Genomic DNA, 16,203 nt, shown 5'->3' with positions numbered 1-16,203 from the left:
TTAACAGTATTATTTTAGCTTAACCTAAATAAGGCAAATTATATAGCCTAAGTGGGAAATCATGTTCTGCGTATTCCTTACCTGTGATATAATCAAAAAGAGGGGGGATTCCGGTGGGCATGCGCAACGACAGGCCAGATGATGAGCTGAGGTTAATTCTGTGGACCATTATTAACTCCATTGAGGATGCTATTTCTGTTGTGGATGAAAATGGCATCGGAATTCTGTTTAACAAGGCTTACTGTAAATTAACCGGTTTGCGGGAAACGGATGTACTTAATAAGCCGGCGGAAGTGGATATTGCCGAAGGTGAAAGTGTGCATATGAAGGTTTTGGAAACGGGTAAGTCCATTAAAGGCGTGCCTATGAAGGTTGGGCCCTATAAACGGCATGTAATGGTTTCCTGCGCGCCTTTGTTGATGCATGGCAGGCTGCGCGGCAGTGTGGGTATCATCCATGATGTTTCGGAAATCAGGGCCTTGATGGAAGAATTGCAGCGGACAAAACAGAAAGTACGGCAGTTGGAATCCAAATATTCCTTTAATGATATAATCGGCAAAAGTGCAGCACTGCAGCAGGCCATTGAATTGGCCCAGTTGGCGGCGGCCACTCCTGCCAATGTACTGCTTAGGGGCGATTGCGGCACAGGAAAAGAGCTTTTTGCCCATGCCATTCATGAAGCCAGCCCGCGGCGGAATCAGCAGTTTATCCGGGTCAACTGCAGTGCGCTGCCGGAGAGTTTGCTGGAAAGTGAACTGTTTGGTTATACTGAAGGAGCTTTTACCGGGGCCAGAAAGCACGGCAAAAAGGGTCTGTTTGAAGAAGCTTGCGGCGGCACAATCTTTCTTGATGAAATAGGTTCCATGGAGCTGAGCCTGCAGGCCAAGCTGTTACGGGTCCTGCAGGAAGGCGAGATAGTGCGCATTGGCGAAGCCCGTCCCATTCCGGTGGATGTGCGGATTATCGCTGCCACCAATGCCAATCTGGAAGCATTAATTACAGCAGGAAAGTTCCGTAAAGACCTCTACTACCGTTTAAATGTCTTCCCCATACTCATTCCACCTCTGGCGGAGCGTAAAGACGATGTGCCTCTTTTAGCACAGTACTACTTAAACCGCATGGGCCAGGACTATAACCGACTGGGAGCTAAGCTGTCACCGCAAGCGGCGGAAATGCTGCGGCAGTATCACTGGCCGGGTAACGTCCGGGAACTAAAGAATGTGATTGCCCGTGCCCTGATCAACCTGAAGCAGAATGAAACGGTGGTGCAGACTCATCATTTGGTATTTTCGCTGTTAAACGGAGACGAAGCAGTCATGGAGAAAGAACAGCGTTCCTGCGCATATGGCGGGGAGCCTCTGGATGTGCTCCATGCCCGTTGGGAAAAAAGCGTGTTAATGAGTGCTTTGCAGGCAGCGGACGGAAATAAAACGGAAGCGGCAAAAGCCCTAAACATTTCCATTCGCAATTTATACAATAAATTAAACCGATATGGTATTAAATAAAACCCGCGGATATCGTGGGTTTTTATTTTTCTTTATCCCGGTTGGTACGTTTTTTGCGTATGATATAGAGAAAGAATGATTAGTAGCCGCTGTAAGCACCAGGAATCGGGTATTTGGACTGTGGTTGGTTGTTAATCCTGCAAGGGGTTGCATGCAAAATATTGCACGGTGTGAAGTAAGTTGCAAAAATATTCTGAAAACGGGGTGAGGTAAGTGGTATGTTTTGCAGACATGGAGCGTTTCGGCATGGAGGAGTTTGTGTTTTGTCGGGATAGTGAGACCGGTTTGCAAGCCATTGTTGCCATTCATGACACTACGCTGGGGCCTGCCTTGGGTGGTACGCGTATGAAGGTGTATGCCACGGAGAAAGAGGCTTTGTTGGATGTGGCGTCTCTGGCCCGGGCCATGACGTATAAAGCAGCCATGGCCGGTCTGGATCTGGGTGGGGGCAAAGCGGTGATTATTGGTGATCCGGAGAAGGAGAAAACCGAATCCCTGCTTCGTGCCTACGGTCGGTTTGTGGAAAGGCTGGGAGGGCGCTATATCACCTCTGTGGATTCGGGGATAAATCAGTATGATATCGACTGCATCAGGCGCGAAACCAAGTATGCTGTGGGAGGCAGTGCTGTTGGCGGTCGGGGTGGTTGCCCCTCTCCCGCCACCGCTTACGGAGTGTTGGAAGGAATCAGAGCTTGTGCCACCCAAGTCTATGGTTCTCCCGAATTGAAGGGAAAGGTAGTGGCTGTTCAGGGAGTGGGCAATGTGGGGCGCGCCCTCTGTCAGTATTTGGCCGACGAAGGTGCTAAGCTCATTATCTCAGATGTGAACAAAGCTTTAGGTCAGGAAATCATGAATCGGTTTGGGGCCCGCTGGGTAGAGCCCGATGAGGTTCACAAAGTTACCTGTGATATTTTTTCTCCCTGTGCTTTGGGTAATGTGGTGACTGAAGAGACGTTGCCTGAATTTGATTGCAGGATTATCGCCGGTGCCGCCAATAACGTGTTGGCAGATAACAGCCTGGCGGACAGATTGCATGAATCAGAGATTCTGTACGCACCAGATTATGTTATTAATGCCGGCGGCCTGATATATGTGGCCAATGAGAACACGTCCTGTACCTCACCGGAAATTATGGCGGTGGTAGGGCGTATCGGCGAGAGATTGGCACAAGTATTGGCCCGGGCCAACCGGGAAGACAGTTCACCGCTTTGGGTGGCTGATAAAATGGCAGAGGAAAGGGTGCAGTCTGTGAAGGGTCTGCTCAGCCTGAGGTCTTCTTTTTAAAGGAGGGATATCTGATGACTATGAGAAACGGTATTACTGAGATTCGCCTGCACGGCCGTGGCGGTCAGGGAGTTGTTTTTGCCGCCACTGCCATTGCGGAAGCAGCTTTTCTGGAAGGTAAGCATGTTCAGTCATTTGGTATTTACGGCGCCGAGCGGCGCGGCGCACCGGTTACAGCATTTGTCCGGGTGGGCTCGTCTCCTGAAATGCCGCGCTGCCAGATTCAGCAGCCTGATATTGTTGTCACCTTTGATGTCAACCTGCCCTGGCAGCAGATGTTAAAGGGCCTGAAGCCGGGAGGCCGCCTGCTGGTTAACTGTGACGATGTTGATAAGTGCCGTGACTTATGCGGTGTAGGCGGGTTTGACACCCATCTGGTGGATGCATCGGCTATTGCGGCAAGAAACGGCTTGGGTGCGGTGGGGATCCCCATTATTAATACGGTGATGCTGGGTGCTGTGGTTCGGGTGAGCGGGGTGTGCTCACTGGAATCCCTGCAAGCCGTCTTGCGTAAGAAGGTTCCCCGTAATTTACCAAAGAATCTGGCTGCGGCAGCAGAAGGGTATGAAAACGTAAGGGAGCTGGACTGCTATGCGGCCGCTCTGTAGGGAAGAGGAAACGGCGCTTTTTCGGATTGGCAGCGGCTCCATGCCGGCCATAATGAATAAGACCGGGGACTGGCGGTTTGCCACCCCGGTAAAAAGGGAAAAGACGGCTCCGTGCAGGGCTGCCTGTCCCCTGCACAACAACATTGCCCACTGGGTGGGGCAGGTAAAAAACGGTGATATGGCCGCAGCATGGGAAATCTTATCCAGGTCTAACCCCTTTCCCGCCATTACCGGCTATGTCTGCTATAATTTCTGCCAGGAAAAATGTAACCGGCAGGAGTATGATGAGGCGGTGGCTATCGGGGAGTTGGAGAAACAGGTTGGCCTGTGGCGCCATAAGCAATTTGCTTTAAGCCCGCCCGGCCCTGCAACGGGCAGGGAGTTGCCGGCCAGGGTGGCGGTGGTGGGTGCCGGGCCTGCGGGCCTGGCCTGTGCCTATTATCTCCGAGCGCTGGGCGTGCAGGTTGTTGTGCTGGAGCGGGAAAGGGTTGCCGGTGGTTTGCTGGCCTGGGGAATTCCCGAGTACCGTCTGCCCCGGGATGTGCTGGCTCAGGAAATTCAACTATTGCTGAACATGGGAGTTAACTTTCGCTTTGGCGTTGAGCTGAATCGCGATATAACACTGTCTGTGCTGGAGGAAGATTATGATGCCGTCTTTTTGGCCACCGGCGCAGCGGAGGAGAAAGAGCTGGGTGTTGCAGGTGAAAAGCTCTCCGGTGTGTATGGGGCCTTGCAGTACCTGCGCACGGTACACCTGGGGGATGCAGTGCCGGAAGGACAAAATGTGGTAGTGGTGGGAGGAGGTAATGCCGCCATCGATGCCGCATGCACTGCCCGGCTGCGCGGAGCAGAAGTGGTGGTGGTATACCGCAGATCCCGTGAAGCTATGCCGGCCCACCCTGAGGAGGTCCGGGCTGCAGAGGAAGCAGGGGTGCAGTTTCTCTTTCAGGTAGCTCCGCAGGCAGTCCTGGGTGAAAATTCCGTGGAGCAGATTCAACTTGTGCGCACCGCGGCAGAGAGCCGGGAAAGGCCGGTTCGCATTATTCCCAACTCTGGTTTTACGCTGGATTGTGATACGGTGTTGGTGGCGGTGGGCCAAAAGCCACAGTATGAAGCATTGGGGAGCGGTGTAGTGATAAATTCCGCTTCACCGGTTACAGGTAAGACCGGCGTGTTTGCGGGGGGAGATTTGTCCACCGGACCGGCTACCGTGGCGGCGGCAATCGCTGCCGGCCGCGAAGGCGCCCGCTCCATTGCCGGTTACCTGGAGATTGGCTCACAGTCAGACACTGAGGCTGTGTTTGCTGAGGTGTTGGGCCGGTCTGAACCGGTCAGTGAATTCCGGCCGGTAAATCCTTTCCTTTATCCCCGCAGCAAGCAATCTGCAAATCCCCAGGAGGAGGCGGGGCGCTGTCAGTCCTGCGGCCAATGCAACGGCTGTAGTGTCTGTTGGCTCTTCTGTCCCGATATGGCGGTGCTGGAGGGTGAAGCGGATTGTCGGCTGGAGCTTGAGTACTGTAAAGGTTGCGGAATCTGTGTCAGGGAATGCCCGGCGGGTGTTCTGGAAATGGAGGTGGGTCTCGGTGACAAAGAAGATCATCACGGGTAACGAGGCGGTGGCACACGCTGTCCGCCTGAGCCGGACTCAGGTGATTTCCGCCTATCCCATTACACCGCAAACCACAGTAATGGAAACATTAGCCCGGATGTGGGCTGCAGGAGATTATGGCGGAGAGTATGTAACGGTGGAGTCTGAGAATTCGGCGCTGGCTTACTGCATCGGGGCGGCATACGCCGGAGCTCGCGCCTTTACCGCCACCTCCGCTCATGGCCTGGCCTACATGCACGAGCTGATTCACTGGGCCGCCGGAGCCCGTCTGCCCATCGTTATGACCAATGCCAACCGGGCCATGGGGGCGCCCTGGTGTATTGAACCGGATCAGCTGGATACCCTGTCGCAGAGGGATACGGGCTGGATTCAGCTGTATTGTGCCGATGTGCAGGAGATTCTGGATACCGTGCTTTTGGCCTTTGGTCTGGCAGAAAAGGTGCGGCTGCCGGTACTGGTGTCCTATGACGGTTTTTATCTCTCCCATACCTATGAAGCGGTGGAAATTCCGGATCAAAAAACGGCAGATAGTTTTCTGCCGGCAGCACCTCAGCAGCCGGCCTTTGATGTTGAAGCTCCGGAGAACCGGCATGGACTGGTGAACTCCGAGCAAATGGCTAAGTTAATGAAAGCCCGCTTTGCGGCCACAGCAGCAGCAGGCCCGGAATATGCCGCTTTAAACGATGGGTATCTGCGCCTGACCGGGCGGGGGTATCCTGCGGTGGAATATACTGGGAACTCTGAGGCTAAAACAGTTTTTGTGACCGCAGGAAGTATGGCCCAGACCATTAAAAGTTTTATATCCGGACGGGATGAGGCGCTGGTTCGCATCAAACAATTTCGCCCGTTTCCTGTGGCTGAGCTGCGGTATTTTCTGTCACAGCCGCAAATCCAGCAGGTGATTATAGTGGACAGAAATGCTTCCATGGGGGTGGGCGGAATTTTTGCTCAGGAAGTGCGTTCGGCCCTTTACGGCTTGGAGCAAATGCCGCAGACGGCAGAATTTAATTTGGCCGGCGGACTAGACCTGACCCCGAAATTGTTGGAAAAATGCCTGGATGCAGCCGGGGGCGGCGAGAAACTGATATGGGCGGTGAACTTATTATGACAAAAATAAACCAAGTGCCCCGTGAAGAATATCTTTTTTCCGGACACACCGCTTGTCCCGGTTGTTCGGCGGCTCTTTCCGTCCGGCATCTGACCAAGGTGCTGGGCAAGGATACGGTTTTTGTCATCACCGCCTGCTGTTTTAGTATAATAGCCGGACCTATTCCGCTACGCTCCTTTGATCTTAACGTATATCACTGCCCGTTTCCCAGCGCTGCGGCCACAGGCAGCGGCCTAAAGCGTGGACTGCAGGCCATGGGTGATGATAAGACGCAGGTGGTGGTGCTGGCCGGCGACGGCGGCACCTTTGATATCGGCCTGCAGGGACTCTCCGGGGCGGCGGAGCGCAATGAAAATATTATTTACATCTGTTACGACAATGAAGCTTATATGAATACCGGAATGCAGCGTAGTTCTGCCAGTCCCTACGGCTCCGGCTCCAATACCACGCCGTCACCTAAGGTTAAGGAAAACCCCAAGAAAGATATCATGAAAATTATTGAGGCTCACCGCATTCCCTATGCAGCCACAGCCACAGTAGCGCATCCTGCAGACTTGCTGGCCAAGTTTAATAAAGCCAAAACAATTAAAGGTTTTCGCTTTTTCCATCTGCTTTGTCCCTGTCCCCCCGGTTGGGGAATTGAAAGCGATGAGACCATTGTCTTTTCCCGCCTGGCGGTGGAAACCGGTGTCTTTCCCCTTTATGAAATGATTAAGGGGGAGCAAATTAACCTCACCTATGAGCCGGAGAGTTTGCGGCCGCTTAAGGACTATATTGACCGGCAGCGTCGTTTTGCCGCTCTAAGTGATGAAGAAATCGCTGTGATGCAAAAAGAGGTGGATAAAAACTGGCAGGCTTTGTTGGAAAAGAATAAGACCTAAAACGCTCTCCCTATAAAAAGGGCCGGTATTGCCGGTCCTTTGCTTTTAAGAATTTCGTGTGCAGGATTTTACCCGGAGACACAGAAAAGAGATTTTAATTAGCTTTATATAGGAAGATAACTGTGACGGGAAGTGATGAAATGACAATAAAAAAAGACCCTGCCTGCGGGGTAAGTCCTTTTTTGGTGATGGAAGTCTGGAGCGAGCCAAAGAGCTGGAAGCGGCAGGACGCCATATTATTCATCTGGAGATTGGCGAACCGGATTTTGATACGCCGGAGCCGGTGAAAAAGGCCGCGCTGGCCGCTCTTGAAAAAAATGATACCCACTATACCCACAGCATGGGTAAACGTGAACTGCGGGGTGAGATTGCCCGTTACTACAAGCGTTCGTATAACGTGGACGTTTCTCCGGAGCAGGTGCTGGTCACTTCCGGCACCTCGCCGGCACTTTTGCTGGTGTTTTCAGCACTTCTAGAGCCCGGAGAACAGGTGCTGCTCTCTGATCCTTATTATGCCTGCTATCCTAACTTTATCCGTTACGCAGGCGGCGAGCCGCTCTGTGTCCCGGTGCGGGAAGAAGATGGCTTTAAGTTTAGAAAAGAAGACATTGAAGCCCGGCTGACCCCGCAGGTTCGCGGGATTATGGTAAACTCTCCTGCCAACCCCACCGGAAATGTTTTCTCTGCGGCAGAACTGTTATCCATTGCAGAATTGGCCGCCGAGGGGCGTTACCTGCTTTCCGACGAAATATATCATGGACTGAATTATGGCGGCAAGGATCATTCGGTGCTGGAGTTTACCGACCGGGCCTTTGTATTTAACGGTTTTTCCAAAAAATTCGCCATGACGGGCTGGCGCCTGGGATATGTTATTGCGCCTCCCGAATTTGTCCGGCCGCTGCAGACGCTGCAGCAAAACCTCTTTATAAGTGCCTGTTCCTTTTCTCAGGAAGCAGCCGTTGCCGCCCTGCGTGACTGTGATGCTCAGGTAGAGGAGATGCTTGCTGTTTATGATAAGCGGCGCAAATACCTTTTGGGGCGCCTGCAGCAAATGGGTATAGCTCCCGCTGTGCCGCCCACCGGTGCCTTTTACATGCTGGCCAATGTTAAAAGTTATACAGATGATTCTTATGCCTTTGCTTTTGAAGTATTGGAACAAGCCGGCGTGGCTGTAACGCCGGGCATTGATTTTGGCCCTAACCTGGAAGGGTATCTAAGGTTGTCTTATGCCAATTCTCTGGAGAACATCGAGGAGGGAATGGATAGGTTAGAAGCATTTCTGGCAGAGCGAAAAAGGGTATAAAAAAACGCATTCTCTGTTTAGAGAATGCGTTTATAAGCATTGGTTGCGGGGACAGGATTTGAACCTGCGACCTCCGGGTTATGAGCCCGACGAGCTACCAACTGCTCCACCCCGCGTCGACAAATTCTATTCTACCACAGGTTGAAGGCTTGTGTCAAGGATTGATGTGGTGAAATTTCAACTGGTCACACGAGGGGTTTTGGGCTATAATTTATGATGAATATAAAGCACAAGCGAGGTCATTATGGATAAAGAAAAAGTTTTGCCTGTAGGTGCGGGGATTTTAGTCTCCGTATTTTTTGGGCTGTCATTTATGTTTACCAGGGAAGCGTTGGACGTTTTGGCTCCTCTGCAACTCTTGGGGTTTCGCTTTGCCCTGGCCGCTTTGGCAATGACGTTGTTGCGTGCGGCAGGATGGATTAAGATTAATTTGCGCGGTAAAAATTTGCGGGCTGTGCTTCTTGTTGCCCTATTGCAGCCTTTTTTGTACTTTATTTTCGAAACCACCGGTGTCCGGTTGACCTCGGCTTCTGAGGCAGGTATGATGATGGGCCTGATTCCGGTGATGACGGTTATTCTGGAAATTCCTTTTTTAAAACCGTTCCTTCATTTAAGCAATTGGCTGCGGTGATTATGTCGGTGTCCGGCGTATTTTTTATCGTCCTGATGCAGGGAAGCGTGGACCTGAGTTATAATATCTGGGGCACCTTGGCGCTTTTGGGAGCGGTGGTTTGTGCCGGTTTATATAACATATATTCCAAAAAATCATCCGCAGCTTTTACGCCGCTGGAAATTACCTATATAATGATGTGGGCCGGAGCGCTGTTGTTTAACGGGATAGAGCTGGTGAGGCACACTCTAAGCGGCACGCTCTGGAGTATGTTAACACCCCTTACTGATCCCGCTGTGCTGTCGGCAGTTCTCTATTTGGGTATGCTCTCCTCTGTGGTGGCCTTTTTTCTGCTGAACTATATGCTATCAAAGGTTCGGGCGTCACAGACTTCCGCCTATCTCAACCTGACCACCGTGGTGGCCATTTTGGGTGGTGTGCTTTTTAGGGGAGAGTCGTTTGCCTGGTTTCAGGGAGTAGGTGCTGTAATGATTATGTCCGGCGTTTGGGGGACCTCATATTTCGGCCGGGAAAAGTCAACAACTCCTTTGCCTGTAAAGCTTTCCGGCCACAGATAAATGCGGAAAAACAGGGCAATTTGTTTTATTCATATAAAAATTAGAATTTCTTTAAATATTATAATCAATTTTTTGATTTTTTTTGATTCAGGGCAGGATTTTTCTTTACCCATAAGAATATTAATAAGTATCGCAAGTTTGCGAATTAGCAAGGTGCGCAAAATTGTGAAAAGTCTGAGTATGAATGTAATTCTAAAAACTTAAAGGGAGGGAAAAGGATGCGTGAAGTCAACGTGGCGGCTATTACAGACGCCATCGCTGAGCTAAGCATGGACGCCAACTACAACCTGGGGGATGACGTATTAAAGTCGTTTAAAGATGCCTTGGAAAAGGAAACGTCTCCTACCGGTAAAGCAGTACTGGAGCAGCTAATCGAAAATGCCCAAATCGCCAAAGAAGAGCAGGTACCCATGTGCCAGGATACCGGCTATGCCGTGATTTTTGTTGAATTGGGACAAGAAGTGAACCTGGTGGGTGGAGACCTTTATGAAGCCATTAACGAAGGCGTTCGCAGAGGCTATGGAGACGGTTACCTCCGCAAGTCCATCGTGAGTGACCCCATTAACAGGGTTAACACCAAGGATAACACACCGGCTGTTGTTCACGTCGATATTGTTCCGGGAGATAAGGTGAAGGTTACCATTGCTCCCAAAGGCGGCGGCAGTGAAAACATGAGTGCTGTGAAGATGCTCAAACCTTCCGACGGTGCCAAGGGTGTGGTTGATTTTGTGGTGGAAGCCGCCAGCAATGCCGGTTCCAACCCGTGCCCGCCCATCGTAATTGGAGTGGGAATTGGCGGTACGTTTGAAAAAGTGGCGTACCTGGCCAAGAAAGCACTTCTGCGGGAGTTGGGACAGCCCAATCCCGACCCGTTCTATGCGGAGATGGAGAAGGAACTTTTGGAGAAAATTAATAAGCTGGGTATCGGCCCGCAGGGTTTTGGCGGTCGCACCACAGCACTGGCTGTGCACATCGAGACATACCCGGCTCATATCGCCAGTATGCCCGCTGCAGTGAATATAAACTGCCATGCCGCGCGGCATAAAGAAAGAGTCATTTAACACCCGTATTTTGAGAAGGGAGGTATTCTAAATGACGGTTAAAAGAATTTCCGCACCGCTTTCCGATGAAGATATTATGGAACTTAAAGCGGGTGACAACGTATTGATTTCCGGTGTGATTTATACCGGACGCGATGCAGCACATAAAAAACTGACTGAATTGGTTGAGGCGGGGGAACCGCTGCCGGTGGATTTCACCGGTCAGATGATTTACTATGTGGGTCCTTCACCGGCTAAACCGGGCAAAGTGATCGGTTCTGCCGGCCCCACCACCAGCGGCCGTATGGACGCCTATACCCCCACCATGCTGGAGCAGGGCTTAAAAGCCTGCATCGGTAAAGGCAGCCGCAATAAAGCGGTAAAAGACGCCCTGGTAAAACATAAAGCGGTTTATCTGGCTTCCACCGGCGGAGCTGCCGCACTTTTGGCCCGGACTATAAAGAAGGCCGAGGTAGTGGCCTACCCCGAACTGGGCCCGGAGGCCATTTATCGCCTGGAGGTTGAAGATTTCCCGGCCACCGTGGTAAATGATGCCCATGGTACCGACATCTATGAAGTTGGCCGCCAGGAATACGCTTTAAACGATTAATCCGTTTAATAATAAAGGAGTGATTTTCTAAATGACGACTAAAGAAGAACTTATTGCGAAATCAAAAAAGCCTGCTCAGGATGCCATGCGTTTGCATCCCTTCTATAAGGGAAAAATTGAAGTTGACTTAAAGTGCAGTGTGCGTGACTTCAAAGATTTCGCTGTCTGGTACTCCCCCGGTGTGGCTGAGCCCTGCAAAGCTATTGCGGCCAATAAAGAATTGGTTTATGAGCACACCAACAAAGGGAACTTTGTAGCTGTTGTATCCGACGGTTCCCGTGTACTGGGCTTAGGTGATATCGGAGCAGAAGCTTCCATGCCCGTTATGGAAGGTAAAGCATTGCTCTTTAAGTACCTGGGTGGCGTTGATGCCTTCCCCATCTGCATCGATACTAAAGATACCGATGAAATCGTTAATATCGTAAAAGCTCTGCAGCCCACCTTCGGTGGTGTTAACCTGGAAGACTTTGCCCAGCCCAAGTGTTTTGAAATTCTTGACCGTCTGCGCAAAGAGTGCCACATTCCTGTCTGGCACGATGACCAGCAGGGTACCGCCACTGTAACTGTGGCCGGCCTTATTAACGCTCTGCGCTATGTCAAAAAAGACATCAAGGATGTAAAGATTGCCCTGATCGGTGCCGGTGCAGCCAACGTTTGCATCGCTAACCTGATCATCTTTGCCGGTGCTGACCCCGGTAAAATGTATATCACCGACAGTAAAGGTATCCTGCACAAAGACCGGATTCCCGAACTGAAAGAAAAGTATAAAGAAAAAGCGGACCTGGCTGAAAAGACCAATGCTGAAGGACGCAAAGGCGGAATTGCTGAAGCCATGAAGGACTGTGACGTGGTTATCGCCCTTTCCCAGCCCGGCCCCGATGTAATTAAGCCTGAGTGGGTAACAGCCATGGCCAAAGATCCCATCGTCTTTGTCTGTGCTAACCCCATTCCCGAAATGTGGCCCTGGGATGCCAAAGAAGCAGGTGCTGTAATTGTTGCCACCGGCCGTTCCGACTTCCCCAACCAGGTAAACAACTCCGTATGCTTCCCCGGTATTTTCCGTGGGGTGTTGGACGTTCAGGCTTCCACCATCACCGATGAAATGTGCATCACCGCGGCGTATACCATTGCCGACTTGGGTGCAGAAGAAGGTATTGACCCTGAAAACCTGCTGCCCAACATGGATAACGTGGAAGTATTTATCCGCCAGGCAGTAAACGTTGGCCTTAAAGCCATCGAACTGGGTATTGCCAAGAAGAACCTGACTAAAGAAGAACTGCGTGCCAAGGCAGAGGAAGCCATCTATCGTTCCCGCAACATCACCAAGATGTTGATGGACAATGACTTCATTCCCGAGCCGCCCGCTGAGTAAAAATTGTTTTTTGGCAAGACTGTGCACCGGCACTCAATGGTGAGTGCCGGCGCACAGCCGGCTTCGGCCGTTTCTTGCTTTTTGCATAAGTTTTCGGAAGATATAAACAAAAAGGGAGCCTTAGCAAACTAAAGGGGGAAAAAGATTGTGGTAAGCGATGTGAACATGGTAAACATTTTTATCATGGGCAAGAAGTATGAAGTACCCGATTCCCTGACGATCATGAACGCCATGGAATATGCAGGTTACCAGTTGGTTCGCGGTTGCGGCTGCCGAGCCGGTTTCTGCGGCGCTTGTGCCACTGTGTATCGTCTTGAAGGGGATTATGACCTGAAAGTGGGACTGGCCTGTCAGACTCAGGTTGAGGAAAATATGTACCTCACCCAGATTCCGTTCTTCCCGGCACAGAAACTTGAGTATAACCTGCAGGAATTAAAGCCCACCGCGGAGCAAATCACCGAGTTCTACCCGGAGATTTACCGGTGTATCGGCTGCAATGCCTGTACAAAAATCTGTCCACAGGATTTGAAAGTTATGCAGTATGTTGGTTATGCGCAGCGCGGACAGATTGACCGTTGTGCCGATGAGTCTTTTGACTGTGTCATGTGTGGCCTTTGTGCTTCCCGTTGTCCGGCCCAGATTACCCAGTTTAATGTTGGTATCTTGGCGCGCCGTCTGTACTCCCGTCATATTGCGCCTCCTGCTGAGCATCTGCAGAAGCGGGTGGAGGAAGTTGAGTCCGGGAAGTATGAAGCAGAGTTTGAGGAGCTAATGAAAGCTTCGAAAGCGGAACTGCGCGAGCGCTACGGTTCAAGGGATATCGAAAAGTAACAGCGGTTTTAAAACAAAACCGGCTGGACAGTCAAAGACTTGAGAACAGGAGGGAAACTGATGTCTTATACTCCGCAGATGCGAGAGCAAATTAAAAAAGTTGAAGCTACACGTACAGAACGTGTAAATAAAGGCCACTATGAGCGCATGAGCATGGACGAGCGGGACGAGGTGTTGAAAAACTACCACCCCGATTTTATTGAAGCCAGCATGCGTCCTCTGCCGGTGGGCCCCAACAAAGATTACAGAGTGCCGCATGAATTTGCCGATTTGATCGAAGCCCGCAGCCGCATTGAAGGTCTGGGTTTTGATTTAGAAAAGTTTGATTATGATGTTGATGTTCTGGTGGTAGGTGGCGGCGGTGCCGGTGCATCCGCAGCGTTGCTTGCTCAGGAGCAGGGCGCCGACGTCCTGATGGTGACCAAGCTTCGTTTTGGCGATGCCAACACCGTTATGGCCCAGGGCGGTATCCAGGCAGCGGACAAAGAAAACGACTCACCCACCATTCACTACCTGGATGTAATGGGTGGCGGCCGCTTTGAGAACGTGCCGGAGCTGGTAAAGGCTTTGACCGGCGATGCCCCCGTTGCCCTGAAGTGGCTGGAAGATCTGGGTACAATGTTTGACAAGCAGGAAGACGGCACCATGAAGAGTATCCACGGCGGCGGTACCTCCCGTAAGCGGATGCACTCTGCCCGTGACTATTCCGGTGCTGAAATTATGCGTACCCTGCGGGATGAAGTCCGCAACCGCCAGGTTCCCGTCATTGAGTTCTGTGCAGTGGTTGAACTCTTAAAAGACGAGGACGGCAAAGTGGGCGGCGCCATCCTGTACAACATGGAAACGGGAGAATACTCCGTATGCCGTGCCAAGTCTGTAATTCTGGCTGTAGGCGGTTCCGGCCGTCTGGAGTACCAGGGTTTCCCCACCACCAACCATTACGGTGCTACCGCCGATGGTCTGGTTATGGGATACCGTGCCGGTGCAGAACTGGCCTTTATGCACACCATGCAGTATCATCCCACCGGTGCAGCCTACCCGCCGCAGATTCTCGGTCTTTTGATTACCGAAAAAGTCCGCGGATTGGGTGCGGAGCCGGTTAACATTGACGGTGAGCAGTTTGTTTATCACCTGGAAACTCGGGACGTTGAAGCTGCCGCCATCATCCGTGAAGTAAAAGAGCGTCAAAAAGGCATTACCACACCCACCGGTATGGTTGGTGTCTGGCTTGACTCTCCCATGATTGACATGATTCACGGTGAAGGTACCATTGCCAAGGAACTGCCTGCCATGGTACGTCAGTTTGCCCGTTTTGGTGTGGACATCATCAATGAGCCCATGCTCATTTACCCCGCGCTGCACTATCAGAACGGCGGACTGCTCATCGATGAAAACGGTATGACCAATGTGGAAAACCTCTATGTGGCCGGTGAAGCTGCCGGTGGTATCCACGGCGGTAACCGTCTGATGGGTAACTCCCTGTTGGATATTGTGGTATATGGCCGCCGTGCCGGTAAGCATGCCGGCAGCCGTGCCAAAGACATCCAGGTCAAGAAACTGAACCTGGACCACGTGGATGCCTACCACAAGGAGCTGGAAGATGCCGGCGTAGATACTGGTGGACGCGTTTCCCCCATGCTGCTGCCGCGCTACACCCACAAAATCGAAGTAGACGAAGAATAAAAACAAAACTAAAAGCGGTGCAGGAACTAAAATCCTGCACCGCTTTTTTCTTGCAAATCGGGGACGGTCCTTTTTTCGCATTCAGTGTGCAAAATCTTGCACATTGTGGACAAATAAACCTGTCCCTCTGTCCACAGTTTAGAGGGTTTGGTCTTCGTTGTTTTCATCCAGGTCGATTACGTTTTCATCTTCGTCTTCAGGGGAGTCCAGGTTGATTACGGTTACCAGTTCAGTTGGAGTGTCGTTTACGTGGAACTGGACGTGGAAGATGGGCAGGTCTTCTTCAAAGCGGGCAAAGGCCGCAGGGTAGGTCAGGGCCTGGGTTACCGGATCATCGCCCGGTTCTTCAGTTTCCAGAAATACATCCCAGGTATGGTCCTGGTTATCCCGGTATTCGCTGAAGTTGATGCTGTAGCCGCCGGTCGGTTGTTCTCCCATGGAGGCGACAAGATACAGTGCGCCGTCCATCTGTAGGGCGTAATAACCTTCCTCTTCAAGATCCACATGCACCATCACTAACTCAGGCACTTCTTCCTCGGAAATAATGTTTTCCTGAGGGATGGGAGTGGTCCCCGGATCTATCCTGTCGTTATTATTGTTATTGTTGTTGTTTTGCTCACCGTTTGGGGCACACCCCGCAGCCAGTAGTATCATAAGCAACCCTATTATTGTTAGCTTTATTAATTTATGCACAGGCTTTTTACCCCCTTACTCATTTGTTTTATTACGAACGGAAATGATTTTATCATCCATGGTGGCAGATTTGTCCCGCCGGTCATCAATCTTCAGGGTTGTGTAAACCCGCAGTGCGCCGTGTTCAAACGGAACCTCGTGGAGCTTGCGCAGCAGCGGCCAAAGCGTGTCCAATTCTCCCTCGATGATGGTGGACATGGGGGTCAGTTGATAACGAATCTTTTCCTGGCCCGCCAGTACATCATGAACGGCGGCCACGAATTCGCTGACGCTGGTTGTGGCTGTCCCCAAAGGAACAATGGAAATTTCAATGATCGCCAAAAAGAACACCTCCTTAACCACATTTTATCAGAGGGACGATGGTCTATACAGTTAAAATTTGATTAACAAGCAGGAGAAAAAAGGAAGATGCAGAAAGAAAGGGGAACGAAAGACAGGAGGTAGAGGCCATGAATTTATTGGAAGGTATCCGGATACTTGACCTACCC

Annotated in this window: 16 protein-coding genes and 1 tRNA gene; 14 read left to right on the top strand and 3 right to left on the bottom strand. The window is 51.3% G+C overall.

Annotation, left to right across the window (positions count from 1 at the left end; translation table 11 throughout):
* The first annotated feature begins 119 nt into the window (after nt 1–119).
* The 7 genes from DEALDRAFT_RS13725 to DEALDRAFT_RS13695 all read left to right on the top strand — a co-directional run bounded on the left by DEALDRAFT_RS13725 (nt 120) and on the right by DEALDRAFT_RS13695 (nt 8,298).
* Nucleotides 120–1,505: a sigma-54 interaction domain-containing protein gene (locus DEALDRAFT_RS13725; RefSeq protein WP_143753468.1), complete on the top strand. Its 1,386-nt coding sequence runs from the start codon at nt 120–122 to the stop codon at nt 1,503–1,505.
* 213 nt (nt 1,506–1,718) lie between these two features.
* On the top strand, nt 1,719–2,789 hold the full coding sequence (locus tag DEALDRAFT_RS13720; protein ID WP_276324456.1) for a Leu/Phe/Val dehydrogenase: 1,071 nt from the start codon (nt 1,719–1,721) through the stop codon (nt 2,787–2,789).
* A 14-nt stretch (nt 2,790–2,803) separates the two neighbouring features.
* Nucleotides 2,804–3,397: a 2-oxoacid:acceptor oxidoreductase family protein gene (locus DEALDRAFT_RS13715; protein WP_008518507.1), complete on the top strand. Its 594-nt coding sequence runs from the start codon at nt 2,804–2,806 to the stop codon at nt 3,395–3,397.
* On the top strand, nt 3,381–5,006 hold the full coding sequence (locus tag DEALDRAFT_RS13710) for an FAD-dependent oxidoreductase (protein WP_008518505.1): 1,626 nt from the start codon (nt 3,381–3,383) through the stop codon (nt 5,004–5,006). The genes DEALDRAFT_RS13715 and DEALDRAFT_RS13710 overlap by 17 nt, the downstream gene beginning before the upstream one ends.
* A complete protein-coding gene (gene porA, locus DEALDRAFT_RS13705; RefSeq protein WP_008518503.1) occupies nt 4,981–6,114 on the top strand; it encodes a pyruvate flavodoxin/ferredoxin oxidoreductase domain protein in 1,134 nt (377 codons plus the stop codon). The genes DEALDRAFT_RS13710 and porA overlap by 26 nt, the downstream gene beginning before the upstream one ends.
* Complete coding sequence (locus tag DEALDRAFT_RS13700) at nt 6,111–6,995, top strand: thiamine pyrophosphate-dependent enzyme (RefSeq protein WP_040379182.1); 885 nt, start codon at nt 6,111–6,113, stop codon at nt 6,993–6,995. The genes porA and DEALDRAFT_RS13700 overlap by 4 nt, the downstream gene beginning before the upstream one ends.
* Nucleotides 6,996–7,278: 283 nt before the next feature.
* Complete coding sequence (locus DEALDRAFT_RS13695; RefSeq protein ID WP_008518500.1) at nt 7,279–8,298, top strand: pyridoxal phosphate-dependent aminotransferase; 1,020 nt, start codon at nt 7,279–7,281, stop codon at nt 8,296–8,298.
* A gap of 40 nt (nt 8,299–8,338) precedes the next feature.
* Here DEALDRAFT_RS13695 and DEALDRAFT_RS13690 read toward each other — a convergent pair.
* A tRNA-Met gene (locus DEALDRAFT_RS13690) sits at nt 8,339–8,414 on the bottom strand.
* Nucleotides 8,415–8,542: 128 nt separating this feature from the next.
* Between DEALDRAFT_RS13690 and DEALDRAFT_RS17285 the strand changes: the two genes are divergently transcribed.
* From DEALDRAFT_RS17285 to DEALDRAFT_RS13660, 7 genes are all read left to right on the top strand, one after another.
* Nucleotides 8,543–8,929 (top strand): DMT family transporter, encoded by a 387-nt coding sequence (locus tag DEALDRAFT_RS17285; RefSeq protein ID WP_008518498.1) that lies wholly within the window; start codon nt 8,543–8,545, stop codon nt 8,927–8,929.
* A gap of 8 nt (nt 8,930–8,937) precedes the next feature.
* Nucleotides 8,938–9,486, top strand: coding sequence for a DMT family transporter (locus tag DEALDRAFT_RS17280; RefSeq protein ID WP_243441164.1), 549 nt, complete (start codon nt 8,938–8,940; stop codon nt 9,484–9,486).
* A gap of 218 nt (nt 9,487–9,704) precedes the next feature.
* Nucleotides 9,705–10,547 (top strand): fumarate hydratase, encoded by an 843-nt coding sequence (locus DEALDRAFT_RS13680; RefSeq protein ID WP_008518494.1) that lies wholly within the window; start codon nt 9,705–9,707, stop codon nt 10,545–10,547.
* 31 nt (nt 10,548–10,578) lie between these two features.
* Nucleotides 10,579–11,136, top strand: a complete 558-nt coding sequence (locus DEALDRAFT_RS13675; protein WP_008518492.1) for a Fe-S-containing hydro-lyase — start codon at nt 10,579–10,581, stop codon at nt 11,134–11,136.
* Nucleotides 11,137–11,167: 31 nt separating this feature from the next.
* Nucleotides 11,168–12,508, top strand: a complete 1,341-nt coding sequence (locus DEALDRAFT_RS13670; protein ID WP_008518490.1) for an NAD(P)-dependent malic enzyme — start codon at nt 11,168–11,170, stop codon at nt 12,506–12,508.
* Nucleotides 12,509–12,655: 147 nt separating this feature from the next.
* Nucleotides 12,656–13,339 carry a 4Fe-4S dicluster domain-containing protein gene (locus DEALDRAFT_RS13665; RefSeq protein WP_008518489.1) on the top strand — a complete coding sequence of 228 codons (684 nt, stop codon included), beginning with the start codon at nt 12,656–12,658 and terminating at the stop codon, nt 13,337–13,339.
* Between the two features lie 60 nt (nt 13,340–13,399).
* A complete protein-coding gene (locus DEALDRAFT_RS13660) occupies nt 13,400–15,022 on the top strand; it encodes an FAD-dependent oxidoreductase (RefSeq protein WP_008518487.1) in 1,623 nt (540 codons plus the stop codon).
* Between the two features lie 138 nt (nt 15,023–15,160).
* Here the strand turns inward: DEALDRAFT_RS13660 and DEALDRAFT_RS13655 are convergent, their stop codons facing one another.
* Nucleotides 15,161–15,715, bottom strand: a complete 555-nt coding sequence (locus tag DEALDRAFT_RS13655; protein WP_008518484.1) for a protease complex subunit PrcB family protein — start codon at nt 15,713–15,715, stop codon at nt 15,161–15,163.
* Nucleotides 15,716–15,730: 15 nt separating this feature from the next.
* Entirely contained in the window at nt 15,731–16,036 is a 306-nt protein-coding gene (locus tag DEALDRAFT_RS13650; protein WP_008518482.1) for an MTH1187 family thiamine-binding protein, read from the bottom strand.
* Nucleotides 16,037–16,203 lie beyond the last annotated feature (167 nt).

The sequence above is a fragment of the Dethiobacter alkaliphilus AHT 1 genome, from assembly GCF_000174415.1.
GTDB classification, from domain to species: Bacteria; Bacillota; Dethiobacteria; order Dethiobacterales; family Dethiobacteraceae; genus Dethiobacter; species Dethiobacter alkaliphilus.
The sequence above is the reverse complement of the archived record's forward strand: the minus strand, read 5'-3'. Positions and strand labels throughout refer to the sequence as shown.